We start from the raw sequence: 15,880 nt of genomic DNA on the forward strand, positions 1-15,880 counted from the left end.
AACTCTAAAATCTAAACAATAAATGACTTTAGAAATTCTTACACCAGATAAAACAGTATTTGAGGGCGAGGCCACTTCGGTTACCGTACCAGGCATACTGGGTGCTTTTGAAATACTTAATAACCACGCTCCTATTATTTCTATCCTGCAGGATGGCAAATTGATCGTGCGCGGTGGTTCGGTACAAAAAGAAACTTTTATTATTAAAGGCGGGGTTGTTGAAGCTGCCAATAATAAAGTTACCGTACTGGCTGAAGGTATTTCGCACTAACCTTTAAAAGAATAAAAAAGCTAACGCCCCGGTAACAAGTTTACCGGGGCGTTTTTTTTGCACCCAGTTTACGGTTTTGGCAATTTCAGGCAGAATTTGAGCACTTTACTATGCACGCATAGAATATGTACCGAATACCAATTTACACTTTGGTATAATAAGCTAAATTATTAATTTTATAAATATGATCTTTTTTAAAATATAATTCTAAAATTTAGAAAAAAAACGAATTAAATATTGTTTTAAATTTTTATCCGCCACTATTGCGATAAAAAGCCTGTCTTTCTACATTACAATATCGATTACGAACCCTAACATCGGTTATAAAATATACAAAGATAATGAGCGATACTACAGATACTTTACAGGCTGTTGAATTAAACAAATACAGCAAAACCCTAACGCAGGACCCTACCCAACCGGCGGCACAAGCCATGCTTTACGGCATTGGCCTTACCGACGATGATATGAAGAAGGCGCAGGTGGGCGTAGCCAGTATGGGTTATGAAGGCAATACCTGTAACATGCATCTGAACGATCTGGCTAAAGTTGTTAAGCAAGGTATTTGGGATGAAGACCTGGTAGGCCTGATATTTAACACCATTGGCGTTAGCGATGGTATGAGCAATGGTACCGAAGGTATGCGTTACTCGCTTGTAAGCCGTGATGTAATTGCCGATTCAATTGAGGCAGTTTGCGGCGCGCAATATTATGATGGCTTGATTACACTGCCGGGCTGCGATAAAAACATGCCGGGCTCACTGATCGCCATGGGGCGCCTTAACCGCCCGTCAATCATGGTGTACGGCGGCACTATCAAACCGGGCCATTGGAAGGGCGAGGACCTGAACATTGTGTCGGCTTTTGAGGCTTTAGGCAAAAAAATAGCCGGCCAGATAGATGATGTGGATTTTATGGGCGTGGTGAAAAACGCCTGCCCAAGCGCTGGTGCCTGCGGTGGTATATATACCGCCAACACCATGGCCGCTGCTATTGAGGCAATGGGCATGAGCTTACCCTACTCATCATCAAACCCTGCATTGAGCGAAGAAAAACAAGCAGAATGCCGCGCGGCCGGTAAAGCTATAAAGGTATTGCTTGAAAAAGATATTAAGCCAAGCGACATCATGACGCGCAAGGCTTTCGAGAACGCTATAATCACCATCATGGTAATGGGTGGCTCAACCAATGCCGTGTTACACCTTATCGCGATAGCGAAAAGCGTAGGTGTAAAATTAACGCAGGATGATTTCCAGGAACTGACCAACCGTACCCCGCTACTGGCCGACATGAAGCCAAGCGGCAAGTATATGATGGAAGACCTGCACAAGGTTGGAGGCGTACCGGCTGTAATGAAGTACCTATTAAAATTAGGCTGGCTGCATGGCGAGTGTTTAACCGTAACCGGTAAAACCCTGGCTGAAAACCTTGCCGAAGTCCCTGAACTGGATTTCGATACGCAAAAGATTATCCTTCCAGTTGATCAGGCGATAAAAGCGACCGGCCACTTGCAAATTTTATACGGCAATCTTGCCGAGGGTGGCAGCGTAGCTAAAATTACCGGCAAAGAGGGTGAGCGCTTTGAAGGCCCAGCCCGCGTGTTCGACGGTGAATTTGAATTGATAAACGGTATAATGTCAGGGCGAGTCAAACCGGGTGATGTGGTAGTGATCCGCAACGTGGGCCCTAAGGGCGCTCCCGGTATGCCGGAGATGCTTAAACCAACATCAGCCATATTTGGCGCGGGTTTGGGCAGCTCAGTAGCCTTGATAACCGACGGGCGTTTCTCGGGCGGTACACATGGCTTTGTGGTTGGCCACATCACCCCCGAAGCATTTGAGGGGGGCCTGATAGCCATGGTTAAAGATGATGACCGTATAGAGATTGACGCCATCAACAACACCATGAACGTAAAACTGAGCGACGAGGAAATTGCTGCCCGCAGGGCACAATGGCAACAACCGCCGCTTAAAGTAACCAAAGGCCTGCTTTACAAATATGCCAAAACCGTAAGCACAGCCGCTGAGGGTTGTGTTACGGATGAGTAAGAGCCCCCAGCCCCTAAAGGGGAGTAGGAAATTTTACTCACAAAGAGATTATAACAAAAAGAAATAACTAATAAAAAATTCCCCCTTCAGGGGGATTAAGGGGGTTAAACCATGGAAGTTGCACAACAGGAATTACCTGCACCAACCACGAAAAAGGAAACTGTAGAAGTTTCGGGTTCAGTAGCATTGCTTGAGGCGTTGATTGCCGAGGGTACCGATACCATTTTTGGCTATCCGGGCGGGGCCATCATGCCTATTTATGATGCTTTGTATGATTATAACGAAAAACTGAACCACGTGTTGGTGCGCCATGAGCAAGGCGGTATTCATGCCGGACAGGGTTATGCACGTACATCGGGCAAGGTTGGCGTAGTGTTCGCTACCAGCGGCCCCGGCGCTACTAACCTGGTTACCGGTTTGGCCGATGCGCAGATAGACAGCACACCATTGGTTTGTATCACCGGCCAGGTATTCGCGCACCTGTTGGGTACCGATGCCTTCCAGGAAACAGACGTGATCAACATCACCACACCGGTTACCAAATGGAATTACCAGGTAACGGATGCTAACGAGATACCGGAAGTTATTGCCAAGGCCTTCTATATTGCCCGCAGCGGTCGCCCGGGCCCTGTATTGATCGACATTACCAAGAACGCCCAGATACAGAAATTCAACTTTGAGGGCTATACTGCCTGCAACCATATCCGCAGCTACAGGCCGAAACCTATTGTTCGTAAACAATATATTGAAGAAGCTGCCGCGCTGATCAACCAGGCTAAAAAACCATTTGTGCTGTTTGGACAGGGTGTAATTTTAGGTAGCGCCGAGCAGGAATTCAAGGCTTTTATTGAAAAGGCAGGCATTCCATCAGCATGGACAATTTTAGGTGTGGGTGCTATCCCGACGGATCATCCGCTGAACGTGGGTATGCTGGGTATGCACGGCAACTATGGCCCTAACGTTTTAACCAATGAGTGCGATGTATTGATCGCTATTGGTATGCGCTTTGACGACCGTGTAACCGGCCGTTTAGATAAATATGCCAAACAAGCCAAGGTGATCCACCTGGATATTGACCCGGCAGAGATCGATAAGAACGTACAAACTACGGTACCAGTATGGGGCGACTGTAAAGAAACCCTACCCCTGCTTACCGAACTGGTAGAGGCTAAACAGCATACCGAATGGCTGGCAAAATTTAATGATTATACCCGCCAGGAAGTAGAGGCTGTTATTCATAACGAACTAAACCCATCAACTGAAGAAATGACGATGGGTGAAGTAGTAAAGGTTCTGAATGAGCTTACCGGCGGTGATGCCGTTATTGTAACCGACGTTGGCCAGCACCAGATGGTGGGCTGCCGTTATGCTAAATTCAACAAAACCCGCAGCAATGTTACCAGCGGCGGCTTAGGTACCATGGGCTTTGCCCTGCCTGCTGCCATAGGTGCTAAATTTGGTGCGCAGGATCGTCCGGTGGTTGCCATTATTGGCGATGGCGGTTTCCAGATGACCTTGCAAGAGCTGGGTACCATTATGCAAACCGGAATTAACGTAAAGATCATCATTCTGAACAACCGCTTTTTAGGCATGGTGCGCCAGTGGCAGGAGCTGTTCAACGAGCGCCGTTACTCGTTTGTAGATATTCAAAGCCCCGACTTTGTTCGTGTGGCAAGTGGCTACGGCATTGCGGGTAAATCTGTAAACGACCGCGCTGAACTAACCTCTGCGTTAGAGCAGATGCTCAACCAAGATGGCTCATTCCTGCTGGAAGTAATGGTTACCAAGGAGAACAATGTATTCCCGATGGTACCACAAGGTTGCAGCGTATCTGAAATAAGGCTTAAATAAGGCCCCTCCCGACCTCCCCTGAAGGGGAGGTGAGATAAAACTTTCAACAGAATTTAGATCATGACAAACTTATCAACTGAAAATAAAAAAGTCCTCCCTGCAGGGGAGGATTTAGGTGGGGCTAAACAGGAATTCAACATAACGGTATATACCGAAAACCAAATTGGTCTTTTAAACCGAATTGCTATTATATTTACACGCCGTAAGATCAATATCGACAGCCTGAACACATCGCCGTCTGAAATTGACAGCATACACCGCTTCACTATCGTGATAAACGAAACGGAAGAAGTAGTGCGTAAGCTGTGCCGTCAGATAGAGAAACAGGTTGAGGTACTAAAAGTGTACTATCATACCAATGCTGATGTGATCTGGCAGGAAATGGCGCTTTACAAGGTATCAACCAACGTTATTGCCGAGCAGGTTAGCGTTGAGCGTTTACTGCGTGAAAATGGTGCCCGCGCGGTAGTGATCCGTAAGGATTACACGGTGTTTGAAACCACCGGCCACCGTGAGGAAACCGAATCGCTGATCAGGATATTGCAGCCTTACGGCCTGATAGAGTTTGTACGCAGCGCGCGTGTAGCCATCATAAAAAACAGCGAAGGCTTCAATGCCAAGCTACGCGAATTTGAAAGGCTTGAGCCAGGTGAGGATGTTATCGAAAATGAATATTTGAACCAGGGGCAAAAGGTGTTTACGATGTAATAATTCAGAACCGGAATTTAAGGAATTAGAGAATTAACAGAATAATCATCAAGCAATATAAATTCTGTTCATTCTTAAATTCTGATAATTCAGGTTCAAAATAATAAGTAACTAAGAACTAAAAACAATAAAACCAAGGTGAAGCGCCGGTAGGTGCATCACACAACAAAAACAAAGAATCATGGCAAAATTAAATTTCGGCGGTACTGAAGAAAATGTAGTTACCCGCGAAGAGTTCCCTTTATCAAAAGCTCAGGACGTCCTAAAAAACGAAACTGTAGCCGTTATTGGTTATGGTGTTCAAGGTCCGGGCCAGGCTTTAAACCAAAAAGACAATGGCATTAACGTAATTGTTGGTCAGCGTAAAAACTCAAAAACCTGGGATAAAGCAATTGCCGACGGCTTTGTACCCGGCGAAACTCTTTTTGAAATTGAAGAAGCCCTTGAAAAAGGTACCATCATTTGCTACTTGCTTAGCGATGCAGCGCAGATTGAGCTTTGGCCAACTGTTAAAAAACACTTAACCCCTGGTAAAGCACTATATTTCTCTCACGGTTTCGGTATCACTTTTAACGAGCAAACCGGCATCGTGCCTCCAGCTGATGTTGACGTATTCCTGGTTGCCCCTAAAGGTTCAGGCACTTCATTGCGCCGCATGTTTTTGCAAGGCCGTGGCTTAAACTCAAGCTTCGCTATCTTCCAGGATGCAACCGGTAAAGCTTGGGAGCGTGTTATTGCCTTAGGTATCGCTGTAGGTAGCGGTTACCTGTTTGAAACTGATTTCAAGAAAGAAGTATTCAGTGACCTTACCGGCGAGCGTGGTACTTTGATGGGTTGTATCCAAGGCATCTTTGCCGCTCAGTACGATGTATTGCGCAGCAACGGACACACACCATCTGAGGCATTTAACGAAACTGTTGAAGAATTAACTCAATCATTAATGCCACTGGTTGCTGAAAACGGTATGGACTGGATGTATGCCAATTGTTCAACCACTGCACAACGCGGCGCGCTTGACTGGTGGAAGAAATTCCGTGACGCTACTAAACCGGTATTTGAAGAATTATATAACAGCGTTGCTACCGGTAAAGAGTCACAACGTTCTATCGACTCGAACAGCCAGCCTGATTACCGCGAAAAACTTAACGCCGAACTTGCCGAACTACGCGACAGCGAATTATGGCAGGCAGGTAAAACTGTACGCAGCCTTCGCCCTGAGAACCAGGCGGTAGAAGCGTAAGTTTTAAGCAAAAGCTAAAGCACAAAGGCGACAGCCACAAAATAACTCATCCCCCTTTGCCTGTGCAAAGGGGGATATATTGCTAAGCAATTAAGAGTTAACCATGTAATGTGCAAACTAACTGACTAAAGCACATTACATACACAATAGGACAAAAGAAAAATGGCAAAGACATTATTTGATAAGATTTGGGATGCGCACGTTGTGAGCAGCAAGGAGGGATTCCCGGATATTTTGTACATCGATACACACTTCATCCACGAGGTTACCAGTCCGCAGGCATTTGACGGATTGCGCCAGCGTGGATTACCTGTTTTCAGGCCAAAGCAAACCGTAGCCACGGCCGACCATAACGTACCTACCTGGGATCAGCACCTGCCGATAAAGGAGGAGCTATCGCGCTACCAGGTGGATATGCTCACAAAAAACTGCGCCGAATTTGGCGTTGAGCTTTATGGCCTTGGCCATCCATACCAGGGCATTGTGCACGTAATTGGCCCTGAACTGGGCATAACCCGCCCGGGCAGCACTTATGTTTGCGGCGACAGCCATACCTCTACCCACGGCGCCTTCGGATCGATAGCGTTTGGTATTGGCACCTCACAGGTTGAGCAGGTACTGGCCACCCAGTGCTTACTGCAATCGCGCCCTAAACGCATGAAAATTGAAGTTAACGGCACACTACAGCAAGGTGTAGGTGCAAAAGATATAATACTATACATCATCAGCAAAATATCGGCCGCCGGCGGTACCGGTTACTTTGTTGAGTATGCCGGCGATACCATCCGTTCGCTGAGCATGGAAGGCCGCATGACCATCTGTAATATGAGCATCGAAATGGGTGCCCGTGGTGGTTTAATAGCGCCCGACCAAACTACTATCGACTATGTAAAAGGTCGTGAATTTGCTCCTAAAGGCGAAGAATGGGATAAAGCCGTAGCCTACTGGGAAACGCTTTACTCTGACGAAGATGCTGAATTCGATTCGGTATTGAGCTTTAAGGCTGAAGATATTGAGCCGATGATCACCTACGGTACTAACCCGGGTATGGGCATCGGTGTTACGCAACACGTACCTGCTACTGAGGATTTTGAGGCCAAAGAACAGGGTTCATACAAAAAAGCCCTTGATTATATGGGCCTGCATGATAATGAGCAATTGTTAGGCAAACCTATCGACTATGTATTCATCGGCAGTTGCACCAACTCACGTATTGAGGATCTGCGCCAGGTGGCAGCATTTGTAAAAGGCAAACACAAGGCAGATAACGTAGTGGTTTGGGTAGTACCCGGCTCAAAACAGGTAGAGCAGCAAGCTATAGCCGAAGGCTTGGATAAGATATTTGAGTCGGCAGGCTTCCCACTGCGCGAACCGGGTTGCAGCGCGTGCCTGGGCATGAACGAGGACAAGATACCGGCAGGTAAATACTGCGTATCCACCTCAAACCGCAACTTTGAAGGCCGCCAGGGACCAAATTCCCGCACCTTTTTAGCCAGCCCCTTAACCGCCGCAGCGGCAGCCATTACGGGTAGGGTAACGGATGTGAGGGAAATGTTGTCAGAACTCGAATTTCAGGAATAATTAGAATTACCCGAATGAATGTAACCAAGCGCACGTCCGAAGAATTTAATGATGCTACAAGTAGCATTATTGGATGTGCTATGCGCGTGCATTCAGCTTTGGGTAATGGTTTTCAGGAAGTAATTTATCAACGAGCGTTAGAAATAGAGCTGCGCGAAGCAGGGCTTGATCATAAAAGAGAGATGGATATGCCGATTTTTTATAAAGGTATCCTGATCGGCAGCAGGCGCGTTGACTTTTTTGTTAACAATGAGATCATGGTCGAATTAAAGGCACTGATCAACCTGGAGGATGTTCATCTTGCTCAAGGAATAAATTACCTGGAAGCCTATAATTTAAAAACAGGATTACTGATAAATTTTGGCAGCAAAAGCTTGCAATTTAAGCGCTTGTTAAACAAGAAATACAATTTACTGAGTAGTTCGCAGTACCAAAATTCTGTGAATTCTTAAATTCTAAAAAATCGAGTCCATGACAAAAATATTCAAACATATACAAACCAGCGTGGTGCCTCTGCCTATCGAGAATATTGATACGGATCAGATCATTCCCGCGCGTTTTTTAAAGGCCACTACCCGCGAGGGATTTGGCAATAATCTGTTTCGCGATTGGCGCTTTGACGAGAACGATCAGCCGAAAGCCGATTTCGTACTCAACCACCCTACCTATAGCGGCAAGGTATTGGTTGCGGGTAAAAACTTTGGTTGCGGCAGCAGTCGCGAGCATGCGGCGTGGGCCATATCTGATTATGGTTTTGATGCCGTAGTAAGCAGTTTTTTTGCTGATATATTTAAAGGCAACGCCCTAAACAATGGCTTATTGCCGGTACAGGTGAGCGACGATTTCCTGAAAAAAATATTCGATGCTGTTTTTGCCGATCACACCACTGAGGTGGAGATTGACCTGGAGAATCAGTTTATCCGCATATCATCAACCGGCGAAAAGGAAAATTTTGAGATCAATCCATACAAAAAGGCCTGCTTAATAAACGGGTACGATGACATTGATTATATACTGAGCAACAGGCAAGCAGTAGAGGAATACGAAAAGGCCCCTAACCCCTAAAGGGGAACCAAAGAGCCGATTCAATTAATTACAACATACATAATAAACACTTATTCCCCCTTTAGGGGGTTAGGGGGCAAATGAAAAAACACATTTTAGTAATACCAGGCGACGGCATCGGGCCGGAGGTTACTACCTGGGGTAAGGCGGTATTGGAGAAGGTTGGCGCTGCAGGCGGTCATGAATTTACGTTTGACGAAGCGCTGATGGGCCATGCTGCCATTGAGGCAACCGGCAACCCGCTGCCTGATGAAACTTTAGAAAAAGCTAAAGCCAGTGATGCCATCCTGTTTGGCGCTATCGGCCATATAAAATATGATAACGATCCATCGGCAAAGGTACGCCCGGAGCAGGGATTGCTGAAGATACGCAAGGAGCTTGGCCTGTATGCCAACCTGCGCCCTATCATGCTGTTTGATGAGCTGCTGGACGCTTCGAGCCTGAAGCCTGAGATTTTAAGGGGAACGGATATCTTATTCTTCCGCGAACTGACCGGCGATGTTTACTTCGGCGAGAAAAAACGTAGCGAAGACCGTAACACCGCATCGGATCTGATGATCTATCACCGTTATGAGGTAGAGCGCATTGCCACCAAGGCTTATGAAGCTGCAAGCGCACGCGGTAAACGCCTGTGCTCTGTTGACAAGGCTAACGTGTTAGAGGCATCGCGCCTGTGGCGTGAGGTAGTGCAGGAAGTAGCCAAAAACTACCCCGACGTTGAAACCGAACACATGTTTATTGATAATGCCGCCATGCAATTGGTTAAAAACCCTAAAAAGTTTGATGTGGTACTTACCGCTAACCTTTTTGGTGATATCCTAACCGACGAGGCTTCGCAAATCGCAGGCTCAATGGGTATGCTGGCTTCGGCCTCTGTGGGTGATGGTACCGGCTTTTTTGAGCCTATCCATGGTTCGGCGCATGATATTGCCGGGCAGGACAAAGCCAACCCGCTGGCCTCTATCTTATCCGTTGCCCTGATGTTCGAGATCAGCTTCGGCCTGAAAGAGGAAGCCACAAAGATAACCGACGCTATCGACAAAGTATTAAAAGACGGCTACCGCACCGGCGACATTGCCGATGCCAATACCGACAAAGCCAAAATATTAGGCACCACCGCCATGGGGCAAAAGGTGCTGGAATATTTGTAACCCCTCCCGGCCTCCCCACTGGGGAGGAGATATTGAGAAGGGTTATTGTTAAAAATTAAAAAAGACCTCTCCCCTTTGGGGAGATAAGAGAGGGGTACCAATGAAATGGAACGCTGAATTATACGACCAGAAACACGCCTTCGTATTTCAATACGGAGAAAATGTATTGGAACTGCTTGATGCCCAACCCGGTGAGCATATACTCGACCTGGGCTGCGGTACCGGCTATCTTACGCAACAACTGCATGATCTGGGCGCTATAGTTAAGGGTACAGACAGCTCGGTGGAAATGATCCGCCAGGCAAAAGCCAATTACCCTGATGTTGATTTCGCGGTTGAGGATGCCACTAAATTCAAGTCTACCGAAAAGTATGATGCCGTTTTTAGCAATGCCGTTTTGCACTGGGTAAAAAATGCCGATGCCATGATGGATTGCGTTTACAAAAGCCTCAAACCCGGCGGTCGTTTCGTAGCCGAAATGGGTGGTAAAGGCAACGTACAGCACCTGATTGCCGCTACCAAACAGGTATTGCAGCAGCACGGATATCACCAGCAGGCCAAAAGCGAGATATGGTATTTCCCATCGTTAGGTGAATACACATCAAAACTGGAAGCACATGGTTTCAGGGTATCGTTCGCGGCGCATTTTGACCGAAAGACTCCATTGCAGGATGGCGACCAGGGTGTAGCCAAATGGATTACCATGTTTGCGCCGCTGTATTTAGTTGGCGTGCCTGAAGACGAGAAAAAACAAATGTTGCAGGAAGTTACCGCCCTGCTTGAACCGCATTACAACGAAGGCGGCCAATGGTATGCTGACTATAAGCGTTTAAGGTTTATAGCGGTAAAAGAGATTTGAGTATTGAAATGTGAGACGTGAAATGATCTATCTCACAGAGATTAATAAAAATATAGAATAAAACCGGTGTAAGAATGGGATATGTAAGTGAAAGGCTCTCACATCTCAGATCTGACATCTAAAATCTAAAGAAAACATGTTACACGATCCCAACCGAGTCTACATCTTTGATACCACGCTGCGCGATGGCGAGCAGGTACCGGGTTGCCAGTTAACAACCCCCGAAAAAATTGAGATAGCACGCGAACTGGAAGCGCTCGGCGTGGATGTTATTGAAGCGGGCTTCCCTATCTCGAGCCCAGGCGATTTTCAAAGCGTTGTTGAAATATCAAAAGCCGTAAAAGAGCCTACCGTGTGCGCACTTACCCGCGCCAATAAAGGTGATATTGATGCAGCGGTCGAGTCGCTTAAATATGCCAAACGCCCACGTATACATACAGGCATCGGCTCAAGTGATATGCACATCAAGCATAAATTTAACAGCACGCGCGAAGAGATTTTAGAACGCGCTGTTGAAGCCGTTAAATACGCCAAAAAATCTGTTGAAGATATTGAGTTTTATGCCGAGGATGCCGGTCGTGCTGATATTGAGTACCTGGCCAAAATGGTTGAGGCCGTTATTGCTGCCGGTGCAACGGTAGTAAACATCCCCGATACTAACGGCTATTGCCTGCCCGATCAGTACGGCAGCAAGATCCGTTTCCTGAAAGAAAATGTACGTAACATTGATCAAGCCATTATATCCGTACATTGCCATAACGACTTAGGTTTGGCAACGGCTAACTCCATCGCCGGTTTGCAAAACGGTGCCCGCCAAATTGAGGGTACCATTAACGGTATTGGCGAGCGTGCAGGTAACACTTCTATCGAGGAAGTGGTAATGATCCTGAAAACGCACCAAACGCTGGGCTTGCATACCAATATCAACAGCACCAAGTTCTATGAAATGAGCCGCATGGTGAGCACTCAAATGCGCATGCCGGTTCAGCCAAATAAGGCGATTGTTGGCGCTAATGCCTTTGCGCACAGCTCAGGCATACATCAGGATGGTTTTCTGAAAATGCGTGAGAATTACGAGATCATACGTCCGGAAGATGTAGGTTTCCCGAGCGCGAGCATCGTATTAACAGCTCGCAGCGGCAGGCACGCGTTGAAATTCCACCTGGAGCGCTTGGGTTTCCAGTTAGATAAAGAAGAACTGGCCGATGTTTACAAAAACTTTTTAACGCTGGCGGATAGCAAACTGGATATAAATGATACCGACCTGCAAGGTTTGATGGCTTATCGCTTAGTAAAATAATTATTGATGAGTACGGAAACCGAACATCAGCTTGATTTTGAACAAGCCTACCAACGGCTTGACGGGGTGGTTAACCATACCCCTCTGCAATACAATGCCGGCTTGTCGGCAAAATACGAGTGTGAGATATACCTCAAACGTGAGGACCTGCAAGTAGTACGCTCATACAAACTGCGTGGCGCTTATAACATGATCAGCCAGTTAAATGCTGAGCAGTTAAGCCGTGGCGTAGTTTGCGCCAGCGCGGGTAACCATGCGCAGGGTGTAGCATTTTCATGCAGTAAGCTGGGCACCAAGGGCGTTATTTTTATGCCCGAAATTACCCCCAAGCAAAAGGTTAAACAAACCCAAATGTTTGGCGGCGACAATGTAGAGATCGTGCTTACCGGCGATACCTTTGATGATTGCTTGCGCGAAGCATTAGCCTACACCGAGGCCAATAACATGACCTTCATCCCCCCTTTTGATACCCAACGGGTTATTGAGGGACAGGGTACCGTAGGCGTTGAGATACTGGATAAACTACCCGATGTTGAGGCGGTAATAATGCCCGTTGGCGGCGGCGGTTTAGCTGCCGGTGTAGGCACTTACTTGAAACAGCAAAAGCCCGGCATCACCCTTATAGGTGTTGAACCGGAAGGTGCCCCCTCAATGGTAGGGGCTTTTACACACAACGAGCCGGTAACACTGGACGAAATTGATCGTTTTGTGGATGGCGCCGCGGTAAAACGTGTGGGTGCACTGACTTATCAGATCTGCCGCGAAGTACTGGATGATATGCTGCTTGTACCTGAAGGTAAGGTATGTACCACCATCCTGAAATTATATAACGAGGATGCGATTGTGGTTGAACCGGCGGGTGCGCTGTCTGTCGCTGTGCTTGATTTGTGTAAGGAGCAGATAAAAGGTAAAAAGGTAGTTTGCGTTATCAGTGGTGGTAATAATGATATTGACCGCATGGCCGAGATCAAGGAAAAATCGCTGCTGTACGAAGGGCTTAAACATTACTTCATCGTTCGCTTTCCGCAACGCCCGGGCGCGCTAAAATTGTTTGTAAACAATGTGCTTGGCCCAGGTGATGATATTACCCGTTTCGAGTTCATCAAAAAAACCGCTAAGGAGAATGGTCCGGCGCTGGTAGGTATCGAACTAAAAGCTGCCGAAGACTACCCTGCCCTGCTGCAACGTATGGCGGCTCATCGTTTTGATGTTATTGAGATAAACCGCGATCGAACTTTGTTTGAGTATTTGGTGTAAGCATTTTTAGTCAACCTTAATTAAAGTATACATTTTAAGCCGGATCACTGCCATGATCCGGCTTTGCATTTTACAATCCGCTGAACAATACCAAAACCTGAGTGTTCATATTTGTTGAAACATTTAAATAATGAGCACACTTTTTTCACCTATAACTATAAAAGAGGTTACCCTGCGTAACCGCATCGCCGTATCGCCAATGTGCGAGTATTCAAGCACCGATGGCTTTGCCAATAACTGGCACCTGGTACACTTGGGCAGCCGTGCTATTGGCGGCGCAGGCCTGCTGATCACCGAGGCTACGGCGGTATCGCCAGAAGGCCGCATCTCCCCTGCCGACCTGGGCATCTGGAAAGATGAACACATCGAAAAACTAAAAGAAATCACTGACTTTATACATGAGCAAGGCACGGTAACCGGTATACAACTGGCACACGCCGGCCGTAAGGCAAGCCATCAGCGCCCCTGGGAAGGCGGTAAGCTTATTCCTTCCGATCAGCCTAACGGCTGGCCAACGGTAGCGCCCAGTGCCCTGCCTTTTGCTGAGGGTACCGAAGCCCCTACCGAACTGGATAAAGCAGGTATCGAAAAAGTAAAAGCTGATTTTAAAGCAGCTACGGTGCGGGCATTGAACGCGGGATTTAAAGTGGTAGAGATACACGCCGCACACGGCTACCTGCTGCACCAATTTTACTCCCCATTAAGTAATCACCGTACCGATGAATACGGCGGCAGCTTTGAAAACCGCATTCGCTTGTTAATTGAAGTGGTTGAGGCTGTTAAGGAGGTTTGGCCTGCCAGCCTGCCCCTATTTGTACGCATTTCGGCTACCGACTGGACCGATGGCGGCTGGACAATTGAGGACTCTGTAGCGCTGGCTAAAAAATTAAAAGAAGCCGGTGTCGACCTGATCGATACCTCAACCGGCGGTAATGTGCCGCGCGCGTCAATACCGGTAAAGCCCGGCTACCAGGTTGAGTTTGCCCAAGCCATTAAAAAAGAAGCCGGCATACTTACCGGTGCCGTAGGTATGATAACCGAACCGGCACAGGCAAACGCTATTATTGAAAGCGGACAGGCCGATATTGTACTTTTAGCACGCGAATTACTACGCGATCCGCATTTCCCGCTACGTGCCGCCCACGAGCTTGGCCAGGAGATAACATGGCCACTGCAATATGAGCGCGCGAAATGGAGTTGATTTAGTCGATTGTCCATGGTCCATAGTTTATTGTGAAAATTATTTCTTACCATCGACAATGGACTATAAACTATCAAAACTTAAAACAAATACTATGGCCTATGGACTATCGTCTATGGTCTAAAATATCTAACTTTACATACAAACTAAACATAAATCAATTACTATGAAACGTACAGCAACCGCCCATTGGGCCGGAAATTTAAAAGAAGGCAAAGGTGAATTAAGCACCCAAAGCACTACCCTAAGCCAAACCCAATATTCATTTAAAACCCGTTTTGAGAGTGGCGTGGGTACCAACCCGGAGGAACTTTTAGCTGCCGCTCATGCTGGCTGCTTCACCATGGCTGTTAGCGCTACCTTAACCCAGCAAGGCATCACCGCCGGTGACCTGAACACTGAGGCAATCCTTGAGCTGGATATGGCTAAACTTGAAGTTACCGCCATCCACCTGGAGTTGAAAGCATCAGTAATTGAGGGTGTATCTGAAGAGCAATTTAAAGAAGTTGCCGAAGGTGCCAAAGCAAACTGTATCATCTCAAAAGCTTTGAGCGTGCCTATCAGCCTGAATGTAACTTACGCGTAATCTTTGAATACCGTAATTAAACTAAAGGAGCAGATTCAGGTCTGCTCTTTTAGTTTAACAAAAGTTTGGAACCCCTCCTAAATCCTCCCCGAAGGGAAGGACTTTTTTTGAAGCCTTCCCCTCGGGAGGTTTGGGTGGGCACCCGAATTCACGTTAGTATAAAACAATAAAAAAATGTCAAGTACCCGCAGTCGTGTATCCATTAGCCTGATTATCCTTTTAGTGATCGTTGGCTTTTTGGCTTACCTTTTCTTCTACATCAAGCGCCAGTTTACCGAAACCAAAACCGAGGTAAGCCAAGTGGTAATGGTGCAAAAAATTACCAGCATGGGTAAGCTCGAACTGGTTAAATACGCCATGAAAGATATTGTGGAGAAGAAAGAAGTACATACTTTTTTGCCCGACGAGAAAGTATTGTTCCTGGCTGTTGGCGAGGTTACTGCTTGTATCGACCTGACCAAAGTAAAAGAAAGTGATATTATCCAGAGTAAGGACAGTGTTACAGTAACACTACCCCAACCTGAGATCTGCTATGCCAAATTAGATCATCAGCAATCAAAGGTGTATGATATTACCGGAGCCTGGTTCCCGAGCAACGCGAGGGATATGGTGGAGGATGTTTATAAGATAGCCGAGAAAAAGATACTTGACGAAAGCAAAAAGATGAACATTACCGGCAAAGCGCGCGATAATGCCCAACTCATATTTAAACCCTTGCTCGAAGGTATCTCCGGCAAAAAGGTGGTACTTAAATTCAAATAG

The 15,880-nt window shown here is 46.8% G+C and carries 15 protein-coding genes; all 15 read left to right on the forward strand.

All coding sequences use genetic code 11. The annotated features are described in order from the left end of the window. Positions 1-22 precede the first annotated feature (22 nt). The 15 genes from atpC (at position 23) to LT679_RS14505 (ending at position 15,880) form a co-directional block, all read left to right on the forward strand. Positions 23-271: an ATP synthase F1 subunit epsilon gene (atpC, locus tag LT679_RS14435; protein WP_228950203.1), complete on the forward strand. Its 249-nt coding sequence runs from the start codon at positions 23-25 to the stop codon at positions 269-271. 341 nt (positions 272-612) lie between these two features. Further along, complete coding sequence (gene ilvD / locus LT679_RS14440) at positions 613-2,319, forward strand: dihydroxy-acid dehydratase (protein WP_232178311.1); 1,707 nt, start codon at positions 613-615, stop codon at positions 2,317-2,319. A 111-nt stretch (positions 2,320-2,430) separates the two neighbouring features. Next, positions 2,431-4,170, forward strand: coding sequence for a biosynthetic-type acetolactate synthase large subunit (ilvB, locus tag LT679_RS14445; RefSeq protein WP_232178312.1), 1,740 nt, complete (start codon positions 2,431-2,433; stop codon positions 4,168-4,170). A 60-nt stretch (positions 4,171-4,230) separates the two neighbouring features. Continuing rightward, positions 4,231-4,878 carry an acetolactate synthase small subunit gene (gene ilvN, locus LT679_RS14450; protein WP_232178313.1) on the forward strand — a complete coding sequence of 216 codons (648 nt, stop codon included), beginning with the start codon at positions 4,231-4,233 and terminating at the stop codon, positions 4,876-4,878. A gap of 181 nt (positions 4,879-5,059) precedes the next feature. Next, on the forward strand, positions 5,060-6,118 hold the full coding sequence (gene ilvC, locus LT679_RS14455) for a ketol-acid reductoisomerase (RefSeq protein ID WP_232178314.1): 1,059 nt from the start codon (positions 5,060-5,062) through the stop codon (positions 6,116-6,118). Between the two features lie 162 nt (positions 6,119-6,280). Next, the gene (gene leuC, locus LT679_RS14460; RefSeq protein WP_232178315.1) at positions 6,281-7,699 is read left to right on the forward strand and encodes a 3-isopropylmalate dehydratase large subunit; all 1,419 of its coding nucleotides are present in this window, start codon (positions 6,281-6,283) and stop codon (positions 7,697-7,699) included. 14 nt (positions 7,700-7,713) lie between these two features. Next, on the forward strand, positions 7,714-8,151 hold the full coding sequence (locus LT679_RS14465; RefSeq protein WP_232178316.1) for a GxxExxY protein: 438 nt from the start codon (positions 7,714-7,716) through the stop codon (positions 8,149-8,151). 19 nt (positions 8,152-8,170) lie between these two features. After that, positions 8,171-8,764 (forward strand): 3-isopropylmalate dehydratase small subunit, encoded by a 594-nt coding sequence (leuD, locus tag LT679_RS14470; protein WP_232178317.1) that lies wholly within the window; start codon positions 8,171-8,173, stop codon positions 8,762-8,764. 80 nt (positions 8,765-8,844) lie between these two features. Continuing rightward, on the forward strand, positions 8,845-9,915 hold the full coding sequence (gene leuB, locus LT679_RS14475) for a 3-isopropylmalate dehydrogenase (RefSeq protein ID WP_232178318.1): 1,071 nt from the start codon (positions 8,845-8,847) through the stop codon (positions 9,913-9,915). Between the two features lie 100 nt (positions 9,916-10,015). Continuing rightward, positions 10,016-10,774, forward strand: coding sequence for a methyltransferase domain-containing protein (locus LT679_RS14480; RefSeq protein WP_232178319.1), 759 nt, complete (start codon positions 10,016-10,018; stop codon positions 10,772-10,774). A 136-nt stretch (positions 10,775-10,910) separates the two neighbouring features. After that, on the forward strand, positions 10,911-12,074 hold the full coding sequence (locus LT679_RS14485; protein WP_232178320.1) for a 2-isopropylmalate synthase: 1,164 nt from the start codon (positions 10,911-10,913) through the stop codon (positions 12,072-12,074). A 6-nt stretch (positions 12,075-12,080) separates the two neighbouring features. Further along, positions 12,081-13,331 carry a threonine ammonia-lyase IlvA gene (ilvA, locus tag LT679_RS14490; protein WP_232178321.1) on the forward strand — a complete coding sequence of 417 codons (1,251 nt, stop codon included), beginning with the start codon at positions 12,081-12,083 and terminating at the stop codon, positions 13,329-13,331. 130 nt (positions 13,332-13,461) lie between these two features. Beyond that, complete coding sequence (gene namA, locus LT679_RS14495) at positions 13,462-14,532, forward strand: NADPH dehydrogenase NamA (protein WP_232178322.1); 1,071 nt, start codon at positions 13,462-13,464, stop codon at positions 14,530-14,532. 166 nt (positions 14,533-14,698) lie between these two features. Beyond that, positions 14,699-15,118 carry an OsmC family peroxiredoxin gene (locus tag LT679_RS14500; RefSeq protein ID WP_232178323.1) on the forward strand — a complete coding sequence of 140 codons (420 nt, stop codon included), beginning with the start codon at positions 14,699-14,701 and terminating at the stop codon, positions 15,116-15,118. Positions 15,119-15,292: 174 nt separating this feature from the next. Continuing rightward, positions 15,293-15,880, forward strand: coding sequence for a DUF4230 domain-containing protein (locus LT679_RS14505; protein ID WP_232178324.1), 588 nt, complete (start codon positions 15,293-15,295; stop codon positions 15,878-15,880).

Origin of the sequence: Mucilaginibacter roseus, assembly GCF_021215455.1 — a bacterium.
Classification (GTDB): Bacteria; Bacteroidota; Bacteroidia; order Sphingobacteriales; family Sphingobacteriaceae; genus Mucilaginibacter; species Mucilaginibacter roseus.

What these genes read in the sequence shown, in the direction of transcription:
- atpC (WP_228950203.1), top strand. Translation starts at nt 23, where the DNA reads ATGACTTTAGAAATTCTTACACCAGATAAAACAGTATTTGAGGGCGAG.
- ilvD (WP_232178311.1), top strand. Translation starts at nt 613, where the DNA reads ATGAGCGATACTACAGATACTTTACAGGCTGTTGAATTAAACAAATAC.
- ilvB (WP_232178312.1), top strand. Translation starts at nt 2,431, where the DNA reads ATGGAAGTTGCACAACAGGAATTACCTGCACCAACCACGAAAAAGGAA.
- ilvN (WP_232178313.1), top strand. Translation starts at nt 4,231, where the DNA reads ATGACAAACTTATCAACTGAAAATAAAAAAGTCCTCCCTGCAGGGGAG.
- ilvC (WP_232178314.1), top strand. Translation starts at nt 5,060, where the DNA reads ATGGCAAAATTAAATTTCGGCGGTACTGAAGAAAATGTAGTTACCCGC.
- leuC (WP_232178315.1), top strand. Translation starts at nt 6,281, where the DNA reads ATGGCAAAGACATTATTTGATAAGATTTGGGATGCGCACGTTGTGAGC.
- LT679_RS14465 (WP_232178316.1), top strand. Translation starts at nt 7,714, where the DNA reads ATGAATGTAACCAAGCGCACGTCCGAAGAATTTAATGATGCTACAAGT.
- leuD (WP_232178317.1), top strand. Translation starts at nt 8,171, where the DNA reads ATGACAAAAATATTCAAACATATACAAACCAGCGTGGTGCCTCTGCCT.
- leuB (WP_232178318.1), top strand. Translation starts at nt 8,845, where the DNA reads ATGAAAAAACACATTTTAGTAATACCAGGCGACGGCATCGGGCCGGAG.
- LT679_RS14480 (WP_232178319.1), top strand. Translation starts at nt 10,016, where the DNA reads ATGAAATGGAACGCTGAATTATACGACCAGAAACACGCCTTCGTATTT.
- LT679_RS14485 (WP_232178320.1), top strand. Translation starts at nt 10,911, where the DNA reads ATGTTACACGATCCCAACCGAGTCTACATCTTTGATACCACGCTGCGC.
- ilvA (WP_232178321.1), top strand. Translation starts at nt 12,081, where the DNA reads ATGAGTACGGAAACCGAACATCAGCTTGATTTTGAACAAGCCTACCAA.
- namA (WP_232178322.1), top strand. Translation starts at nt 13,462, where the DNA reads ATGAGCACACTTTTTTCACCTATAACTATAAAAGAGGTTACCCTGCGT.
- LT679_RS14500 (WP_232178323.1), top strand. Translation starts at nt 14,699, where the DNA reads ATGAAACGTACAGCAACCGCCCATTGGGCCGGAAATTTAAAAGAAGGC.
- LT679_RS14505 (WP_232178324.1), top strand. Translation starts at nt 15,293, where the DNA reads ATGTCAAGTACCCGCAGTCGTGTATCCATTAGCCTGATTATCCTTTTA.